11 protein-coding genes are annotated in these 16,875 nt (G+C 52.9%); 9 read left to right on the top strand and 2 right to left on the bottom strand.

Annotated elements, in window-relative coordinates:
• Positions 1–21: 21 nt before the first annotated feature.
• Both EVJ22_RS06485 and EVJ22_RS06480 read right to left on the bottom strand, forming a co-directional pair.
• Complete coding sequence (locus tag EVJ22_RS06485; RefSeq protein ID WP_131441590.1) at positions 22–375, bottom strand: hypothetical protein; 354 nt, start codon at positions 373–375, stop codon at positions 22–24.
• A 55-nt stretch (positions 376–430) separates the two neighbouring features.
• A complete protein-coding gene (locus EVJ22_RS06480) occupies positions 431–811 on the bottom strand; it encodes a truncated hemoglobin (RefSeq protein WP_070327848.1) in 381 nt (126 codons plus the stop codon).
• Positions 812–967: 156 nt separating this feature from the next.
• On the opposite strand from EVJ22_RS06480, the gene addB reads away from it, so the two are divergent.
• From addB to EVJ22_RS06435, 9 genes are all read left to right on the top strand, one after another.
• Positions 968–4,408: a helicase-exonuclease AddAB subunit AddB gene (gene addB / locus EVJ22_RS06475; protein WP_131443526.1), complete on the top strand. Its 3,441-nt coding sequence runs from the start codon at positions 968–970 to the stop codon at positions 4,406–4,408.
• Positions 4,392–7,994, top strand: coding sequence for a helicase-exonuclease AddAB subunit AddA (gene addA / locus EVJ22_RS06470; RefSeq protein WP_131443525.1), 3,603 nt, complete (start codon positions 4,392–4,394; stop codon positions 7,992–7,994). Before addB ends, addA begins: the two co-directional genes overlap by 17 nt.
• A gap of 192 nt (positions 7,995–8,186) precedes the next feature.
• Positions 8,187–8,549, top strand: a complete 363-nt coding sequence (locus tag EVJ22_RS06465) for a response regulator (protein ID WP_070327845.1) — start codon at positions 8,187–8,189, stop codon at positions 8,547–8,549.
• The gene (locus EVJ22_RS06460) at positions 8,546–11,104 is read left to right on the top strand and encodes a sensor histidine kinase (protein ID WP_084813062.1); all 2,559 of its coding nucleotides are present in this window, start codon (positions 8,546–8,548) and stop codon (positions 11,102–11,104) included. Before EVJ22_RS06465 ends, EVJ22_RS06460 begins: the two co-directional genes overlap by 4 nt.
• A 135-nt stretch (positions 11,105–11,239) precedes the next feature.
• Complete coding sequence (locus EVJ22_RS06455; protein ID WP_071399240.1) at positions 11,240–11,620, top strand: YisL family protein; 381 nt, start codon at positions 11,240–11,242, stop codon at positions 11,618–11,620.
• A gap of 101 nt (positions 11,621–11,721) precedes the next feature.
• A complete protein-coding gene (locus tag EVJ22_RS06450; RefSeq protein ID WP_071399242.1) occupies positions 11,722–12,723 on the top strand; it encodes a class I SAM-dependent methyltransferase in 1,002 nt (333 codons plus the stop codon).
• Positions 12,724–12,827: 104 nt separating this feature from the next.
• Positions 12,828–14,321 (top strand): phytoene desaturase family protein, encoded by a 1,494-nt coding sequence (locus EVJ22_RS06445; RefSeq protein WP_071399243.1) that lies wholly within the window; start codon positions 12,828–12,830, stop codon positions 14,319–14,321.
• On the top strand, positions 14,318–15,796 hold the full coding sequence (locus EVJ22_RS06440; protein ID WP_131443524.1) for a phytoene desaturase family protein: 1,479 nt from the start codon (positions 14,318–14,320) through the stop codon (positions 15,794–15,796). Before EVJ22_RS06445 ends, EVJ22_RS06440 begins: the two co-directional genes overlap by 4 nt.
• Entirely contained in the window at positions 15,765–16,604 is an 840-nt protein-coding gene (locus EVJ22_RS06435; protein WP_131443523.1) for a phytoene/squalene synthase family protein, read from the top strand. Before EVJ22_RS06440 ends, EVJ22_RS06435 begins: the two co-directional genes overlap by 32 nt.
• Positions 16,605–16,875 lie beyond the last annotated feature (271 nt).

Below are 16,875 nucleotides of genomic sequence, written 5' to 3'. Positions count from 1 at the left end.
ATCGCCCGCGGGCGATTTTTTTTATTTGAGTCGATCGGCAAGAATCCGCTTGAGCTGTTGCTCACCGAGTTTTTGCATCTCTGCTTCGTTCTCTTCGTCGTAGGCATCATCTGTGAAACGCCCGACAAATTCGACTTTCCCGTTTCCAAGTTCACGGAACACGAGGTTTTTACGGTCGTGATAAAAGACGACGCGATACTCCCGTCCGTTCTTTTGTGTATAGTTGAACACACCTTTGATGTGGTCCATGTTCTTTTCTTCGGGTAAATCTTCTTCCTCATCCTCTTCAAGGACTTCGGCGAGGACTGCCGTAGGTTCTACTTCTTCCGTTTCCTCTTTAGCTGAAACGGTCTCTTTTTTCTCTTCTTCTGTCATGAAAACCGACCTCCTTTGCTTACTTTCCTATCATACCCGCTTTTTTAAATGATGACTACTCAAAATGGTGCGAGCAGACGCGGATGACGTTTGACGACGACATGATCAGACGTTGAAACAATTGTCGCTTGATTGCTTCCGGTGCGTCGACCGTCTTGAGCGCTTGTTCCATGCACCCGAGCCAATGACCGGCGTGTGTTTCTGAGATTGGGTGATCGCGGTGGATCATCGCCAAGTTGCCGCCGCCACGTCGTTCCGTATACAGTTTTGGTCCTCCGAGCAGTTGCGTCAAAAATTCGAACTGATGTTGTTTTACCCGGTCTTTGTCGTCCGGAAACAGTGGCAACAGTACGGGATCAGCGTAAACGAGTTCGTAAAAAGCGTCGACGAGCTGCTGGACGCCGCGTTCGCCTCCGAATTGTTCATATGCACTCATAATATTCCCCCTCATACGTTCAGTCTAATCGATTTTCGAACGAATGGGATACGAGAAGGTTGTGTTTTTTTCTTGCAAGGTAGCCGGCAGGTTTCCCTCTACAAACAGCAGGCGATGCGTCATAATAAAAGAAAAAGGGAAGGGGTGTTCGCCTAAATGACGGTCACTTTTCATGTCGGACGGTCGGGTAGCGGTAAGAGCGAGCGGATGATCAATCAAGTCATTCAAGAGCTAAAGCGCGATCCGAGCGGCCCGACCATCTATATGCTTGTTCCAGACCAAATGTCGTTTGAAATGGAACGGAAGATGGCGATGACAGACGGTTTAAACGGATCGACGCGAATTCAAGTGCTGTCGATGCGCCGTCTCGCATTCTTGATCATGCGCGATCACGGTGTCGCGACCGAGCAGTTTTTAGACCAGACAGGGACCCATCTTTTGTTACGGCGTGTCGTCGAGATGAACGAGGAGCGGCTGACGCTGTTCCGGCGCACGATGAACCAGTACGGGTTTTACGAAGAGCTGAACGAGTTGATCACGATGTTGAAACGCGGCCTCGTCGAGCCGGAGCAGTTGCTTCGCCTGAGCGAGCAAGACCAACATCGGGCCTTGAAGCTGCAAGACCTCTCCATCCTCTATGAAGGCTTCTTGACGATGACGGCCGGCAAAACGCTTCACGCCGAAGACTACTTCAAAGTGATGTTGCAGTTGTTACCGGAAGTCGATTTAACAGGGACTCACTTTTATGTGGACGGGTTCAACGAGTTTTCGGAGCAAGAGCTCGCGGTGCTCGTCGCTTTAGCCGAGAAGGCGCCGCTGGACGTCTTGTTGACGGTCGACCCGGACTCGCTCTATCGTCCGCACCCGTTGTTCGGACCGACACAGCGGACGCTGATGCGCCTTAAAGAGCTGCTCTCAGAACGTCAACTTTCGTCGACGGATGAACTGTATCATGGGGTGCATCGTTTTAAACATCCAAGTCTCGCTTATCTCGAGGCGACGTTCGGGCAAGTGACGGCAGCGCCGTATACGCGGGCGGAAAATCAAGTCGCCTTGAATGCAGCCGTCGACCGGACCGTAGAAGTAGCGGCCGCTGTCCGTGAGGTCACACGACTTGTCCGCGAAGACGGCTACTGCTTCCGAGACATCGTGTTCATCTCAAGGTCACTTGAAGAATATGGGGACTTGGCGTCACAAGCGCTTCAAAAAATGAACTTGCCGTTCTTCCTGGATGAACGGCAGCCGATGCTCGATCACCCGGTCGTCGAGTTGTTGAAGGCGACGATCGAAGTCGCGCTCCGCGGCTACCGGGAAGAAGCTATATTCCGCGCGTTGAAGACCGAGCTGATCGTGCTCGACCGAAATCATCGGCGTACGTCTGTCGATCGGCTCGAGGCGTTCGTGATTGAGCGGGGCATCAAACATTATCACTGGCATGACGAGTGGCAATTGAAACGCCGGGCCGAAGATGAGGCCAAGTTGACGGGTGAAGAACTCGATACGGAAGCGGCACTCAACGCCTATCGTCAAACCGTCGTCGAAACGTTCGATCCGCTCCTCACCGATTTGAAAGCGGCCAAGACGATGCAGGCCTACACGCACGCCATTTACGCTTTTCTAGACCGAATCGACGTCTCGTCATGCCTTGCCCATTGGCGCGAAGAAGCGCTCGACGCATCACGCCTGATTGAAGCAAGAGAGCATACACAAGTATGGGACGCGGTCCTCCATCTTCTCGAGCAACTCGAGGCGGCCGCGCCGGAAGAGACGCTCTCGACGGAACTGTTCCTGCAAATGATGGACACCGGCCTCGATAGCCTTCGCTATGCACTCGTCCCGCCGTCACTCGATCAATTGACGGTGACCGATTACGTGCGGGGGCGTTTGATCGATAAAAAAATCGTCTTCTTGCTCGGTGCCAACGAAGATCAAATCCCGCTCGTCGCGACACAATCGAAACTGTTGACGGACCACGATATGGACTTCATGCATGAGAACGGTGTCCGGGCGGGGAAAGCGACCGAGCACTTGTTTGACGATGAGACGTACTACTTGTATAAAGCGTTGACGGCGCCAAGTGACCGGTTGTACGTCAGTTACGCACTCGTCGACCGGAGCGGGAAAGCGATTCAACCGGCGAGTTTCATCGCTGACGTCAAGGCGAGACTCGGTAACGGCAAGGCCATCAAGACCCACTTCGCAGAAGCGGGAGAGCATCGCCCGACAGATCAGCTCGCCTTCATCACGAACGTGAACCAGACAGCGGCCGTGACGGCGCTCGAGTTGCAACGGCTCAGCCGTCACTACCCGATTCAAGAGACGTGGTTCACGGTGTACAACGAACTGTTGAAGCATCCGGAAGGACGCGAGCGAATCCGACTGTTGACGAGCGCGTTGTTTTATCAAAACGTTCCCGAGCCATTGCCAGAGTCGGTCGCGAAGTCCCTTTACACGAACTCGATTCGGGCGAGTGTGTCCCGCCTCGAGACGTTCCAAGCCTGCCCGTTCCGTCATTTTGCGAACTACGGCTTGCGTCTGAAAGAACGACGGCTCTATCGGCTCGAGGCACCGGACATCGGTAACTTGTACCACCGGACGCTCGAGCATATGTCTCAAACCGTCAAGATGGACGGGAAAGAATGGCGTGACGTGTCGCCCGACCAATGTGCCTCACTTGCGGAGTCGGCCGTCGAACTCGTCACACCGGAGATTCAAAATGCGATTTTGATGAGCTCGAACCGCTACGGTTACTTGAAGAAAAAGCTGACGGACGTCGTCAGTAAGACGGCAGAAGTATTGATCGAGCAGTCGAAACGTGACGGGTTCGATCCCGTCGCGTTCGAACTCGCGTTTGGGAGCGGCAACTTCCCGCCGGTGTCGTTCACGCTCAGCAACGGGGCGACGTGTGAACTTGTCGGCCGGATCGACCGGGTCGATACGGCACAGGTCCATGATCAGCTGTACGTCCGCATCGTCGATTACAAGTCGAGCAAACGGGAGATCGACTTCGCTGAGATTTATTATGGCTTGGCGATGCAGATGCTCATCTATTTGAAAGTGTTGATCGAGCAGGCGGATGCTTGGGCAAAAGGGTCCGTGGCACCTGCAGCCGCGTTGTATTTCCACGTCCACCGACCGCTCGTCACGCCGGCTGAGACAGATGCCGAAACCGAGCGGAAAGTGCTCGAGTCGTATCAGATGCAAGGGTTGCTCGTCGACGATCCGGCCATCCTAGAGGTGATGGACAAGACGGCGAAAAGGGAACAGAAAAAATCGATCGTCATTCCGGTCAAATATAAGAAAGACGGGACGCTCGATGCGAACACGACGAAAAAAGTCGTCTCACCTCCTCAGCTCGAGCAGTTGATGGACCACGCGCTCGACCTTGCCGAGACGAGTGTGGAGGCGATGTATGATGGGAAAATCGGTGTCGAGCCTTATGAATATAAAGAGCGGCGTCCGTGCCAGACGTGTCCGTATCAAAGTGTCTGTCATTTTGACGAGGCGCTCGCCAACGAGCCCCGTCAGCTGAAAAAGTTAGATAAAGAAGAAGTTTTGTTTAAATTAGGAGGTGACGCCGATGAAGTGGACGAGTGATCAACAAGCAGCCATCGACGCACGGGGGTCCCATGTACTCGTCTCGGCGGCAGCCGGTTCAGGGAAGACGGCCGTGCTCGTCGAACGGCTCGCCAGCCGCTTGCTCGATGAAGCGGACGAGTTGACGGCGGACCGTATGCTCGTCGTGACGTTCACGAACGCGGCAGCGGCCGAGATGAAACGACGGATCGCCAAAGCGCTCGATCAGGCGCTGCGGGAACATCCGGAAAACGACTATATACGAAAACAACGGCAAATGCTGAACCGGGCGCTCATCACGACGATTCATTCATTCTGTTTAGAAGTCATTCGCGAGAATTACTACTTGCTCGACCTCGACCCGGCCTTCAAGATCGCCGAGGAACGGGACTTGGTGCTCTTGCAAGACGATGTGCTCGAAGACGTGCTCGAAGAACAGTACGGTCAAGAAGACAGCTCGTTTTTCGCACTCGTCGATGCCTATACGTCTGACCGTGGTGACAGTGAAATCGAAGAGCTGATCCTCGGTTTGTATCAATATGCGCGAACCCTTCCTGATCCGGAGGCGTATTTAGATGAGCTGGTCTCCCTTTATCAGTTTGAAGGTGACCCTGACGAGGAGCGACTTCTCGTCGAGTTCGGGCAGTTGCTCTGGGTCGATATTGAAAAAGCACTTCGGCAACTCCGGCGTGTAGCGATCGAACTCCGGCTTGCCGGTTACGAGGCGCAATCGGAAAATGTGTCCAAAGCGATTTTCCCGTTCCAAAACATCGACAAAGACACGCTCAAATGGAGTGAACTCGAGACGGCGTCCCGAGCGGTTAAATTCGGAACGATGAAACCGGTCCAGAAAAAAGACGAGCATCACATCTATCACACGGTGTTGAAGCCGGCCTATGACCAAGCGAAAAAGCGGCTTGTCGATGCGGTCGGTCAAGCGAGTGTCAGCGGAGCTGATCATTTAGACGTCTTGCTGTCACAGCGTCCGCTCGTCGAGACGCTCGTCCGAACCGTCCGAACGTTCGGGGCCGCTTACGAGCAAGCCAAGCGGGACCGCGCCTTCGTCGACTTCAGCGATCTCGAGCATTACGCGCTCGCCATACTACGGGACGGGGACGCCCCGTCATCGGTCGCGTCGCTCTACAAACAGCGATTCGCCGAAGTGTTGGTCGATGAGTATCAGGATACGAACGAGATCCAAGAGACGATCATCGGACTCGTCAGCAATGAGAGTGAACAGCTCGGCAACTTGTTCATGGTCGGGGACATCAAGCAATCGATCTACCGGTTCCGGCACGCCGAGCCGAGGTTGTTCATCGAGAAAGCGACGCGGTTCAAACAAGCCGGTTCGGGGCAACGGATCGACTTGTCTCAAAACTTTAGAAGCCGCTCCGAAGTGCTGGACGGAATCAATGACCTATTCATTCAGTTGATGGACGAAGAAGTGAGTGAGATCGAGTATGACGAGGCGGCACGTCTCGTACCGGGTCGGGCGTATGAAGAACTCGAGGCAAGTCCTGAACTCTTGATCGTCAACGGAGAAAGCCGGGACTTATCGAAACAGGAGCTTGAAGGCCGTGCCATCGCCACACGTATATTAGAGCTCGTCTCTGGTGATGAGCCGTTCAAAGTGACGGACGAGGCGACCGGATTGCTTCGTTCCTGTGAGTACCGGGACATCGTCATCTTGGTCCGTTCGAAAAAAGAGCGGGTCGAGCAGTTGATGGACATTTTGACACAGTATAATATCCCGGCTTATACCGATTCGGACGGCGGCTATTTCCAAGCGACGGAAATTCGAATGATGTTGTCGCTCTTGAAGTTGATCGACAACCCGCTCCAAGACATCCCGCTCGCCGGAGCGCTCCGGTCACCGATGTTCGGTTTCACCGATCAAGAGCTGGCCAAGATTCGCTTAGAGTCGGAAGCGTCGTTTTTCGATGCGCTCAAGGCGAAAGCAGACGATGACGACGAGCTCGGATTGAAGTGCGGGGACATGCTCGATCAGTTGTCGGAATGGCGCACGTTCGCCCGCAACCACAGCTTGTCGGAGTTGATTCAGCAAGTGTTCAACGACACCGGGTTTTACGATTTTGCCGGTGGGCTGCCGGGCGGGAAAGGGCGTCAAGAGAACTTGAAGGCGCTCTATGACCGGGCCCTCTCCTATGAACGGAGCGGCTACCGTGGATTATATCGCTTCTTGCGGGTCATGGACCGGCTTCAAGATAATGGTGAAGATTTATCGGAAGCACGTTCACTCGGAGAAGAAGAGAACGTCGTCCGCATCATGACGGTCCATAAATCGAAGGGGCTTGAGTTTCCGGTGACGATCGTCGCCCAACTCGGCAAACAGTTCAATAAACGTGATCAGATGCAACGTGTCATCTTCCATAAGCGATACGGCATCTCCCTTGACGCGATCGATGTCGTCACCCGGACGAGAACAGAGACGTTCGTGAAAGAGATGATTCGTCGGGATCTCGATGCGACGATGAAAGCCGAAGAGATGCGCGTCTTATACGTCGCGCTGACCCGGGCGAAAGAGAAGCTGATCTTAGTCGGGACGGTCGCAGAACCGGCTAAACAGATCAACCAATGGCTGCAGGTCGAAGCGACGGGTGAGACGTTGTCCGCTGACGCACGACGCGAGGCGAAGACGTATCTGGACTGGGTCGCGCCAGCGCTCCTCAAACTAGAAGGCGCAGTACCGTTCATCGAGGAGATGGGCTTACCGGTCTTTTCGCCGATACGGGAAGCGACGAGCTGGACGTATCGAATCATCGGACAAGATGATTTGGCGGAAGTGGCCACACTCCAAGCGATGATGGCCCAGCTTCATCATGTGCAACAGTTCGAGGCGATTGATTTTCCAGTCAAAGACGAAGAAGCAACGATTCAAGTCGTCAATCGAGCTTTTTCGTACAGCTATCCAGCCCAAGCCGCGACCGAGACGGCAGCGAAACAGACCGTGACGGAATTGAAACGAGCGATTCAACTCGAGCAAGCGGCGTTCGAAGACACGTTCCGCCCGAGCGATACCCCGTATCGGGAGCCGAAATGGAAGCAGACGAAGCAGACAGGTGCCGAGCGCGGGACGACGCTCCATCTCATCTTCCAATTGTTTGAGCCGACTGAACCGCTCGACATACAAATCGACCGGTGGGAAAATAATGGGATGCTCGGTCCGATCGAGGCGGAGACGGCACGGCTGGCGCTGCCTGAAATCGAGTCGTTCTTCAGCTCGGAGATCGGTCGGTCGCTATCCGAAGCGCTGCAAGCCGGAAGAGGATGGCGCGAGTTGCCGTTCACGTATACGGTGCCTGCGGAGCGAGTGAATCCGACGGCGACGTTCACGGACGAGCACGTGTTGATTCAAGGGATCATCGATTGCCTGTTCTTCGATGGTGAGACGTATGTCCTGCTCGACTATAAATCGGACTCGGTCTTGTTCGCGAGCGCGTCGCGAGAAGAAGCAAGACAGTTGCTTCGTGACCGCTACGCTGTTCAGCTGTCGCTCTACCGCGAAGCGATCGAGTCGATTTGGAATATCCAAGTCGGGACAACGGTTATTTATTCTTTGGAATTGCAGGAAACTGTTGTACTATAATGTAGACGATATGATTGTAAAGGTGTACGGTTATAAACCGTGCATCTTTTATTTTTGTGATTACGAAATAGATTAGGTAAAATAATGAAATGAGATAATATACGAAATAGATTAGGTAAAATAATGAAATGAGATAATATACGAAATAGATTAGGTGAAATAATGAAATGAGATAATAATGGAGGAAACGTCATGGTGAAAATTCTACTAGCAGAAGATGAAGAAGTATTGCGCATGCTCGTATTAGATACGTTAGAAGATGAAGGATACGATATTGATGAAGCGCCAGACGGTCTTGAAGCCTATCGGCTGATCGAACAGAACGAGTACGATCTCGTGATTGTCGACCATATGATGCCAGGAATGACAGGTCTTGAAGTCATTGAGAAAGTGAGGAAGTTGCCGGGACGTCAACATACGAAAGTGATGATGTTGACGGCGAAGAGCCAACAATCTGACCGTGATTGCGCGAATGAGATTGGGGTCGATTATTTCATTTCGAAGCCGTTTAGTCCGCTTGAACTTGTGAAGATCATAGGAGGCATCGTGAAGTGAATAAATGGTTTAAACAAAAACTAGGACGTGACATCATGACCGCCCTATATTCTTTCCTCGCGCTCGCGCTCGTCGGATCGATGATCATGTACGTACAGATGGAAACGAGGGTCAGAGAGAATGAAGCCCGTCTCCAACAAGTCGATGAACGGATCAACCGATTGAATACACTTTGGGACGAATGGCAGAGCGCGCAGTATGACTCACGGGGCTACTTGCTGTTCGGCGATGCGGAAGCGCTCGAGCGGGCCCAAAGTAAAGAAAATGAGTTCCAACAAGAAATCAACTGGTTCAAGGGCGCTGTCGAAACAAAACAAGGTGAGATCTTCGCAGCCGACTTACAAACCTTTCACGATTTTTACTTCGATGTGATCATGCCGGTCACGGCGGAATATGGTCAACTGCGAGCGTCCGGGGAAATCACCGAGAACACGATTGATCCTGAAACCATATTGGCGTTGCCGACAGCCGAACGGTTGATTGAACAAGGAACCGTACCGTACGATCCGGAACGCGGTATCGATACACTCGGTCCGATTCAACAGATCGAATCGTCACTCATCGACTACAAGGCGTTGATGAACAGCGAGAAAAACAGAGTGTACGCCGACTGGAAAGTGAACAATGATGTCTTACAGTTCTTATGGATTGCGAGCATCTTCTCGTTCGCGGCATTGATTCTACTATTCGTCCAACCGTTCTTGCGTCGTCAGTCCCGTCTGATCTCACGCTTGTCGGTCGCATCTGACCGCTTATTGAAAGGTGAGATCGTCGACTTGAGCGATCAAATGGAGCGCGAAGACGAGATCGGGACGATGTCCCGTTCGTTCAACAAGATGGCTGAGACGCTCCGTGAAAATGAACGTCACTTGATTGAGAAGAACCACGAGTTGCAGGCACAACAAGAAGAATTGATCGCCCAGCAAGAAGAGCTGCAAGCGCAGCAACAAGAGCTTGAAGAGATCTTGGAGCAGACGCAACAGAACGAACAGCACTTGGCGTACCGAAACGAATTGACCGAGACGCTCGCGGCTCGCGATTCGTTGACGGCTTACCCGGAGATCATCGAGAAACTTGTCGCCATCACCGACTCAGAAGTCGGGGCGCTCGTCTTCCTCGATGCGACAGGCTCGTTCTCTATCACGAGCCACGGGCTGAACGAGACGTTGTCGCGTAAATTGCTCGATAGCGAGAACTCCGTGTTGACGCGGGCGATGACGCTGCGGACGACGGTCCATTCGTCGAAACAAGTCGCAAGCGACCATCCGCTGCCGTATCCGTACTACATGTATGAGACGGCCGTACCGGTCCACGACCCGACTGATGACTCAATCATCGCCTTCATTTATCTCGTCCGTTACAAAGACCGCTTCACGCAGACGCAAATGGGCGATATCATGTCGTTCGCACGTCAGCTGTCGTTGTCGTTACTTCGGATGCGTCTGTTTGAAGAGATGACCCGTGAAAAAGGCAAGACCGAACGGATCCTCGATTCAATCCGAGAAGCTGTCATTTACGTCGAACATTCGACCGATGACGTGTTCGTCAACCGACCGCTTTACGAGATGTTCCCAGAGCTCGATGCGATCACATCGAGTCAGCTCGCGGAATTGTCTTGGAACGAGTGGCGGGAGACGATCGCGACGACGGTCGACCAAGACGATGACTTCATGACATATACAGACCGTCTGTTCACAGACGACTTCCCGCACGACAGTGTCAGTTTCTCGATCCGTAAAGGGGAGATGAACTTACAGATGTATGCCGAGCGGATTGTCGTCGGCGGTTTGTCGAAAGGGACGCTGCTCGTCTTCCGTGATATTACGAGTGAGACCGAGGCCGAGCGCTTGAAGAGCGAGTTCATCTCGACGATCTCGCATGAGTTGCGGACACCGTTGTCTTCGATTTATGGGTTCACCGAGCTCATGGTCAAGAAACAGTTGCCGAACGAGAAACAGGCGAAATATTTGCAGACAATCCACGCTGAGACGGAGCGGTTGACGCATCTCGTCAACGACTTCCTCGACGTACAGCGCATGGAATCAGGTAGCCAAATGTATGACCGGGAACAGCTCGATATCGAGCCGGTCATCCATGACATGATGACGTTCTATGAAGCGTCGTCATTGAAACACAAGTTCGAGCTGGTCACGGTCGACGACCGACCGTACGAACTGTTCGCAGACTGTCAGAAGTTCAAACAGCTGATGAGCAACTTGCTCTCGAACGCCGTGAAGTACTCACCGCGTGGCGGGAAGATCACGGTCGAGCTGGCCCATCATGATCAATCGATCTCGATTAAAGTGAAAGACCAGGGGATCGGCATTCCGAGCGACGCCCTCGATCGTCTGTTCGATAAGTTCTACCGCGTCGACAACTCGGACAGCCGTGAAATCGGCGGCACGGGACTGGGTCTCCCCATCTGCCAAGAGATTGTGCGCGGTCACGCCGGACAGATCCATGTCGAGTCCGTCCAACATAAAGGCTCGACGTTCACCGTTGTGATTCCGAGCTTCGAACACGCTGTTCGGGAAGAAGAACAAACGACGGCTTGATTAAAACAAGAGGAGGAGACGTGCCGTTCAATCGCGACCGGTACGTCTCTTTTTATCGTTTGTTAACAGCTTGACCGAAAAGTGGCTTGTTCGTGTACAATAGTAGTTGTACATAATGAAAAGGGGGATTTTTAAATGCCATTGACAGCATTTCTACACACGCACGTCACGAGTTGGATTTTACTGCTCGTCTTGTTCGCTGTCGCCTACATCGGCTACAAGAACGGAAACAAGAGCGGCAAGATCGCGCATATGGCGTTTCGGCTCATGTTGCTCATCGCGTTCGGCACAGGACTTTATTTGTACTTGCAACTGAACGGAGGCGGCATGTTCTACCACGTGAAAATCACGGTCGGATTGCTCGCACTCATCTTCGGTGAGATGACGCTCATTCGTTTGAAAAAAAGAAAACCGTCGGGCGCTATGCTTGGCGGCTTCGTTGCACTGTCACTCGTGACGATCTTTATCGGTTACGCGTTGCCGTACGGTCAGTCGTTCTTCAGCAACTTTATTTGAGTCACATCCCACTTCACACATCGAAGTGGGATTTTTTTGTTTGTCCGCAAATTATTAGGGGAAAATAAAAAAATCAGTGATAACGATGATGAGGTGAAACAATGGATCAACAAATGAATGAATGGTCGCGTGTACTACATGCGCGTAGATGGATGAAGCAAACCGAATCGTTCTTGCCGTTATGGCACGGCTACATCGGCTACAAATACGGATTGTTCGACGCGCTTCAAGGCGGGGCGAGCTTCGCTGAAATGACGCTGCGCTTGAAGCAGCCGCTCACGAAACTCGCACTCGAGCGTTGGCTAGAAGTTGGCGTCGCCGTTCGCCACTTGAAGAAGAAAGGGTGGCGTTATTTTCCGACACGTAGCTTGAAGTATCAACTCTCGCTCAAAGACGAGCGCAGCATCGGGTTCATGCTTCAAGAGATGATGGAACTTCATATCCCGGCACTCATCGCCTACCCAGACTTTTTAGAGTCCGGCAAACAGAATACGTTCGACGGTGCGACACACGGGAAAGTCGTCGCTCAAACGTCGACGCTCGTCGAAACGGTCGCTTTCCCGGTCGTCCAACAGCTGCTCCGCCAAGCGGACGTCAAGACGATGCTTGATATCGGTTGCGGCCACGGGGGCTATTTGCGAAAACTCCATAGTCTTGAGCCGGATTGGAAGTTGACCGGCATCGACCTCGAACAAGAAGTCGTCGAAGAGGCACGTGAGCAAGATGAGACGGGTGAGATTCGTTACGAAGTGGCCGATTTCATGGAATGGGATCACGACGAGCGGTTCGATGCCGTCATGATGAACAATATGCTTTACTACTTTTCGCCCGAGCAGCGGATCGGACTGTTAGAGCGGATGCTCAGCAATCTCGATACGGCAGGTGTCGCCGTTCTCGTTACGCCGCTCGCGGAGTCACCGCTCGGCGCCCGCTTCGCTTCGGCGTTCAATGCGTTCATGACGCTCCACGATAACCTCCATCCACTCCCGACGACTCGTCAGTTGCGCCGGCAATTGGAACAGGTCGGCTTTGAGAAAATACGTTTCATTCCGTTTATTCCGGAAGGATCTTGGTATATCGTCATCGCCGAACGTGGAGATTGAAGCATACAGCGCACAGCGAACCGATTCAGATTTGAACTTGTCTCCAGTCATTTCTATAATAGAATAGAAGCATAAGAGACTTTTCACATAGGGAGTTGTTCAACGTGTCGGAAAAAAGAGTCGCAGTGATCGGTGCCGGGCCAGGCGGGCTTGCTGCCGCAATGATCTTGTCGAGCCGTGGTGTGAATGTAACCGTATTTGAGAAACAACCGTTTGTCGGTGGACGGACGTCACGTCTGCAAGTCGGGGAGTTCGCGTTCGATCGTGGCCCGACTTTTTTGAATATGCCATATATTCTTGAAGAAATGTTCGAAGAGACGGGGCGGGATTTGGCTGATTATGTCGATATGAAGCGATTAGAACCGATGTACGATCTTTATTTTGATCGCGGACAAAGCGTGCTATCGATGACGACCGACCGCGACCAGATGCGCCAATCGATTGAAGAGATGTTCCCCGGTAACGGTGAAGGGTATGACCGGTTCATGGCAGACCAGGCGGTCAAACTATCGAAGCTCATGCCGGTGCTCCAAACCGCCCATGATAAGCTGACGGATTACGTGTCGACACGCGTCTTGAAGGCACTGCCGTTCCTCTCGATCGGAAAATCGCTATACGACGTGCTGTCTGAGTACTTTACAAGTGAAGAACTTAAATACTCGTTCACGTTCCAAGCGAAGTACCTCGGGATGTCGGCTTGGGACTGTCCGGGCGGTTTCTCAATCTTGTCTTATATGGAACACGCGTACGGCGTCCATCACCCGATCGGCGGAGTGAACCAACTTTGTTCGGCGATGGCCCGTGTCATCGAGGAAGAAGGCGGGACGATCCGGTTAGGTGAAGCGGTCGACCGTCTATTGCTCGACGGGAAACGTGTCAACGGACTCGTGGCGGACAACGTCCATTACGCGTTTGACGAAGTCATCGTCGGGGCGGATTTTGCCCATGCGATGACGACGCTCGTACCGAGCGATACGCTCACGCGCTGGAGTCCGAAACAGTTGAAGAAGAAGCGCTATTCTTGCTCGACGTTCATGCTCTACCTCGGACTCGATCGCGTCTATGATGAGGTCGGCCACCATTCGATTCACTTTGCGGATGATTATGAGCGTAACGTCAAAGAGATGACGCAAGACTTGAAGCTGAGTGAGGACTTCTCGTTCTACGTCCAAAACGCGTCACGGATCGACCCGACGCTCGCGCCAGCAGGCAAGTCGTCGCTCTACGTACTCGTACCGGTGCCGAATAATTTATCAAACCTCCCATGGGAGACGCTTCAGGCGAAGATGACGGAGAGTGTGTTGGACGCACTCGAGACACGTTCGCCTTACAGAAACGTCCGAGACCATATCGAAGTGATGCAGGCGCTCACCCCGAACGATTGGGAAGCGTTTGGAGTCTATGAAGGGGCAACGTTCAACCTGGGACATAACTTGTCGCAAATGATGTACTTCCGTCCACACAATCAGTTCGAAGAGCTCGACCATGTCTGGCTCGTCGGCGGAGGGACGCATCCAGGAAGCGGACTGCCGACGATTTTTGAATCGGCACGAATCACGGCCAACTTGCTTCGGGACCGGGCGGGTGTCGGGCGATGAACATCAGTTTCGTTGGTGCCGGTATCGGGTCGCTTTACGCCGCCTTGCTATGGACTCATAAGCATCCATCGACCCAAGTGACGATTTATGAGAAAGAGGACCGGGTCGGTGGGCGCCTCAACTATGTCGAGTTTGAGAATGGTGCTCGTATCGACGAAGGACCGACAATCGTCTTGCTGCCGAGCAAGCTGAAGAGCCAACTACAAGAAGCAGGGTTTCCCGAACAGGAACTCGAACTGCTCGAAGTCGATCCGCTCTATCGCCTTCGTTACGAAGATGGGACGACGTTTCATAAATATCACGACATCGATCGTCAAGCCGAAGAGATTGAACGATTTTTCGGCGAAGGCGAATCGTTCCGTCGCTACATGGGGCAAAAGCGCGAAGAATACAAAATCGGTTTTGACACGTTTTTAAACCGTGGCTATAAAGGTAAGACCGACTTGTTCGAGCCGAGACTGCTCATGTTGCTCATGCGCCTGAGAGCGTATGAATCGGCTCATGAGAACATGAAGCGGTTCTTTAAAGATGAGCGGCTCCGGGTCGCCTATAGTCTGCAGACGCTCTACATCGGCGGCAATCCCTATGAGACGCCGTCTCTGTACGGCTTGATCCCATATCGCGAGCAAGAGGAAGGAATCTGGTACGTACGAGGAGGATATTTTTCGCTTGCGACGAAGTTAGAACAAGAGCTGAAGAAACGGGGCGTCACGTTCAAGTTGAACACGCCAGTAGACCGCGTCCGCGTCCAAGACGGCCGCGCCAACGCCGTCGTCGTCGATGGAGTCCCTCATCCGTATGATGCGGTCATCGTCAATGGAGATTTTCCGCTCATGGAACGTCTGATCGATGGAATCAAGCCGAAAGCGTACGAACCGTCGAGCGGCACGTTGCTCCTCTATTTCACGGTGGACGGCAAGATCGAACTCCCGGTCCATCAGTTCGATTTGCCAAACGACTTTGCCGGGTCGATGCGTACGATCTTTGAAGATGGTAAACTGAGCAAGTATCCGGCGATGTATACGTTCAATCCATCGCTCATCGATTCGACGCTCGCACCAGTTGGGACGAGTGTGCTTTATGTCCTTGTGCCGGTACCGCGCAAGTTAGAGCGACAAGATTTTGAACAGAGCGAGGCGATTGAACATCTCGTGTCCCGGATCGAAGGGATGGTCCCTGAATTTAGAGACCGTGTCATCGAGATGAAAGTCCGGACACCGATGGATGCGGAACGGTTCGGGTTGTTCGAAGGCGGAAGCTTTGGGATTGCCCCGAAACTTTCACAGTCGGCCGCATTCAAGCCGCAAGCCCGTCCATACGCTCAAATCGATCGCCTCTATGCCGTCGGTGCCTCCGTACATCCATGCGGTGGTGTCCCGATCGTGATGATCGGCTCACAGTTGTTAGTGAAAAGAATGGAAGAAGAAATGGGGGCATTGTACCATGACGAGGCAAGAAGCGTATCGTCAATGTGAAGAAGTGATGAAGAAAGGCTCGCTCACGTTTTATCGGGCCTTCTCCCTGCTTTCAAAACCGGACCGCCAGGCTGTCGCTGCGGTCTATACGTTTTGCCGGACGTTAGACGATGCGGTCGACGAGTCAGCGTATCCTGAGGAAAGTTTGACCGCATTTCTGGCGGAGTTCGACCGCTTTTTAGCCGGTAACGACCCAGACGGCGCTCTTTGGATTGCTTTACGTGACGTTTGGCAGCGCTATGACATGGACGTCGAGCCGTTCTTCGAGTTAGCGGAAGGGATGAAGTGGGATTTACATAAGACACGCTACGCGACGCTTGAAGAGACGGAGCAGTACGGCTATTACGCGGCTAGCACCGTAGGTTTGATGTTGTTACCAATCCTTGTCCCGGACGCGAACATGGAAGCGCGACAACAACTGAAGCAAGGCGCGATCGACCTCGGCATCGCCATGCAGTTGACGAACATCCTTCGCGACATCGGTGAGGACTTGGATCGGGACCGGATTTATGTACCGCGCACGCTCTTAGCGCAACACGCGATGTCAGAGACCGACCTGTTCGAACGGAAAGTGACGCCTCAGTTCGTGAAAGTGTGGGAGACGATGGCCACCCGAGCGGAGACGCTATACCGCAGTGCCCGTGAGACGCATCACTTGTACCCAGTGACGAGCCGAAAGCCGGTCCAAGCAGCGGCGCTCCTCTATGAAGGCATATTAGACGCAGCCCGAAGTAACGACCATGATGTCTTTACGAAGCGCGCTTACGTATCGACACTTCAAAAAGGAAAGCTGTTAGCAAGACTTTGAAAGAGACCCGATTGCGAGCAATCGAGTCTTTTGCTGAACATACTCGAGCCTGTAGACATCGTCTGCAGGCTTTTTAGATACAAAAAAAACCACTTTTGGCGGGGGACCAAAAGTGGCGTAAGCGTTATGTGATCCGTTCATCGGGGAAACGAACGAATCGGACGTGATGAACCCTAAAGATGTGCCTCGTTTCATGGGGAATGTAACGATGGGGCATCTTCGCTGAAGTAGGATGCTTGATGGACTAAGGGGGAACATCAGACGCATGCTA

It is taken from the genome of Exiguobacterium sp. SH0S7 (genome assembly GCF_004337195.1).
Classification (GTDB): Bacteria; Bacillota; Bacilli; order Exiguobacteriales; family Exiguobacteriaceae; genus Exiguobacterium; species Exiguobacterium aurantiacum_A.
Note: the sequence above shows the minus strand (reverse complement) of the source record. Positions and strands in the feature narration are given on the sequence as shown.

Coding starts and splice junctions, on each gene's coding strand:
- addA (WP_131443525.1), top strand. CDS start 4,392: ATGAAGTGGACGAGTGATCAACAAGCAGCCATCGACGCACGGGGGTCC.
- addB (WP_131443526.1), top strand. CDS start 968: ATGACGGTCACTTTTCATGTCGGACGGTCGGGTAGCGGTAAGAGCGAG.
- EVJ22_RS06480 (WP_070327848.1), bottom strand. CDS start 811: ATGAGTGCATATGAACAATTCGGAGGCGAACGCGGCGTCCAGCAGCTC.
- EVJ22_RS06450 (WP_071399242.1), top strand. CDS start 11,722: ATGGATCAACAAATGAATGAATGGTCGCGTGTACTACATGCGCGTAGA.
- EVJ22_RS06465 (WP_070327845.1), top strand. CDS start 8,187: ATGGTGAAAATTCTACTAGCAGAAGATGAAGAAGTATTGCGCATGCTC.
- EVJ22_RS06435 (WP_131443523.1), top strand. CDS start 15,765: ATGACGAGGCAAGAAGCGTATCGTCAATGTGAAGAAGTGATGAAGAAA.
- EVJ22_RS06455 (WP_071399240.1), top strand. CDS start 11,240: ATGCCATTGACAGCATTTCTACACACGCACGTCACGAGTTGGATTTTA.
- EVJ22_RS06440 (WP_131443524.1), top strand. CDS start 14,318: ATGAACATCAGTTTCGTTGGTGCCGGTATCGGGTCGCTTTACGCCGCC.
- EVJ22_RS06485 (WP_131441590.1), bottom strand. CDS start 375: ATGACAGAAGAAGAGAAAAAAGAGACCGTTTCAGCTAAAGAGGAAACG.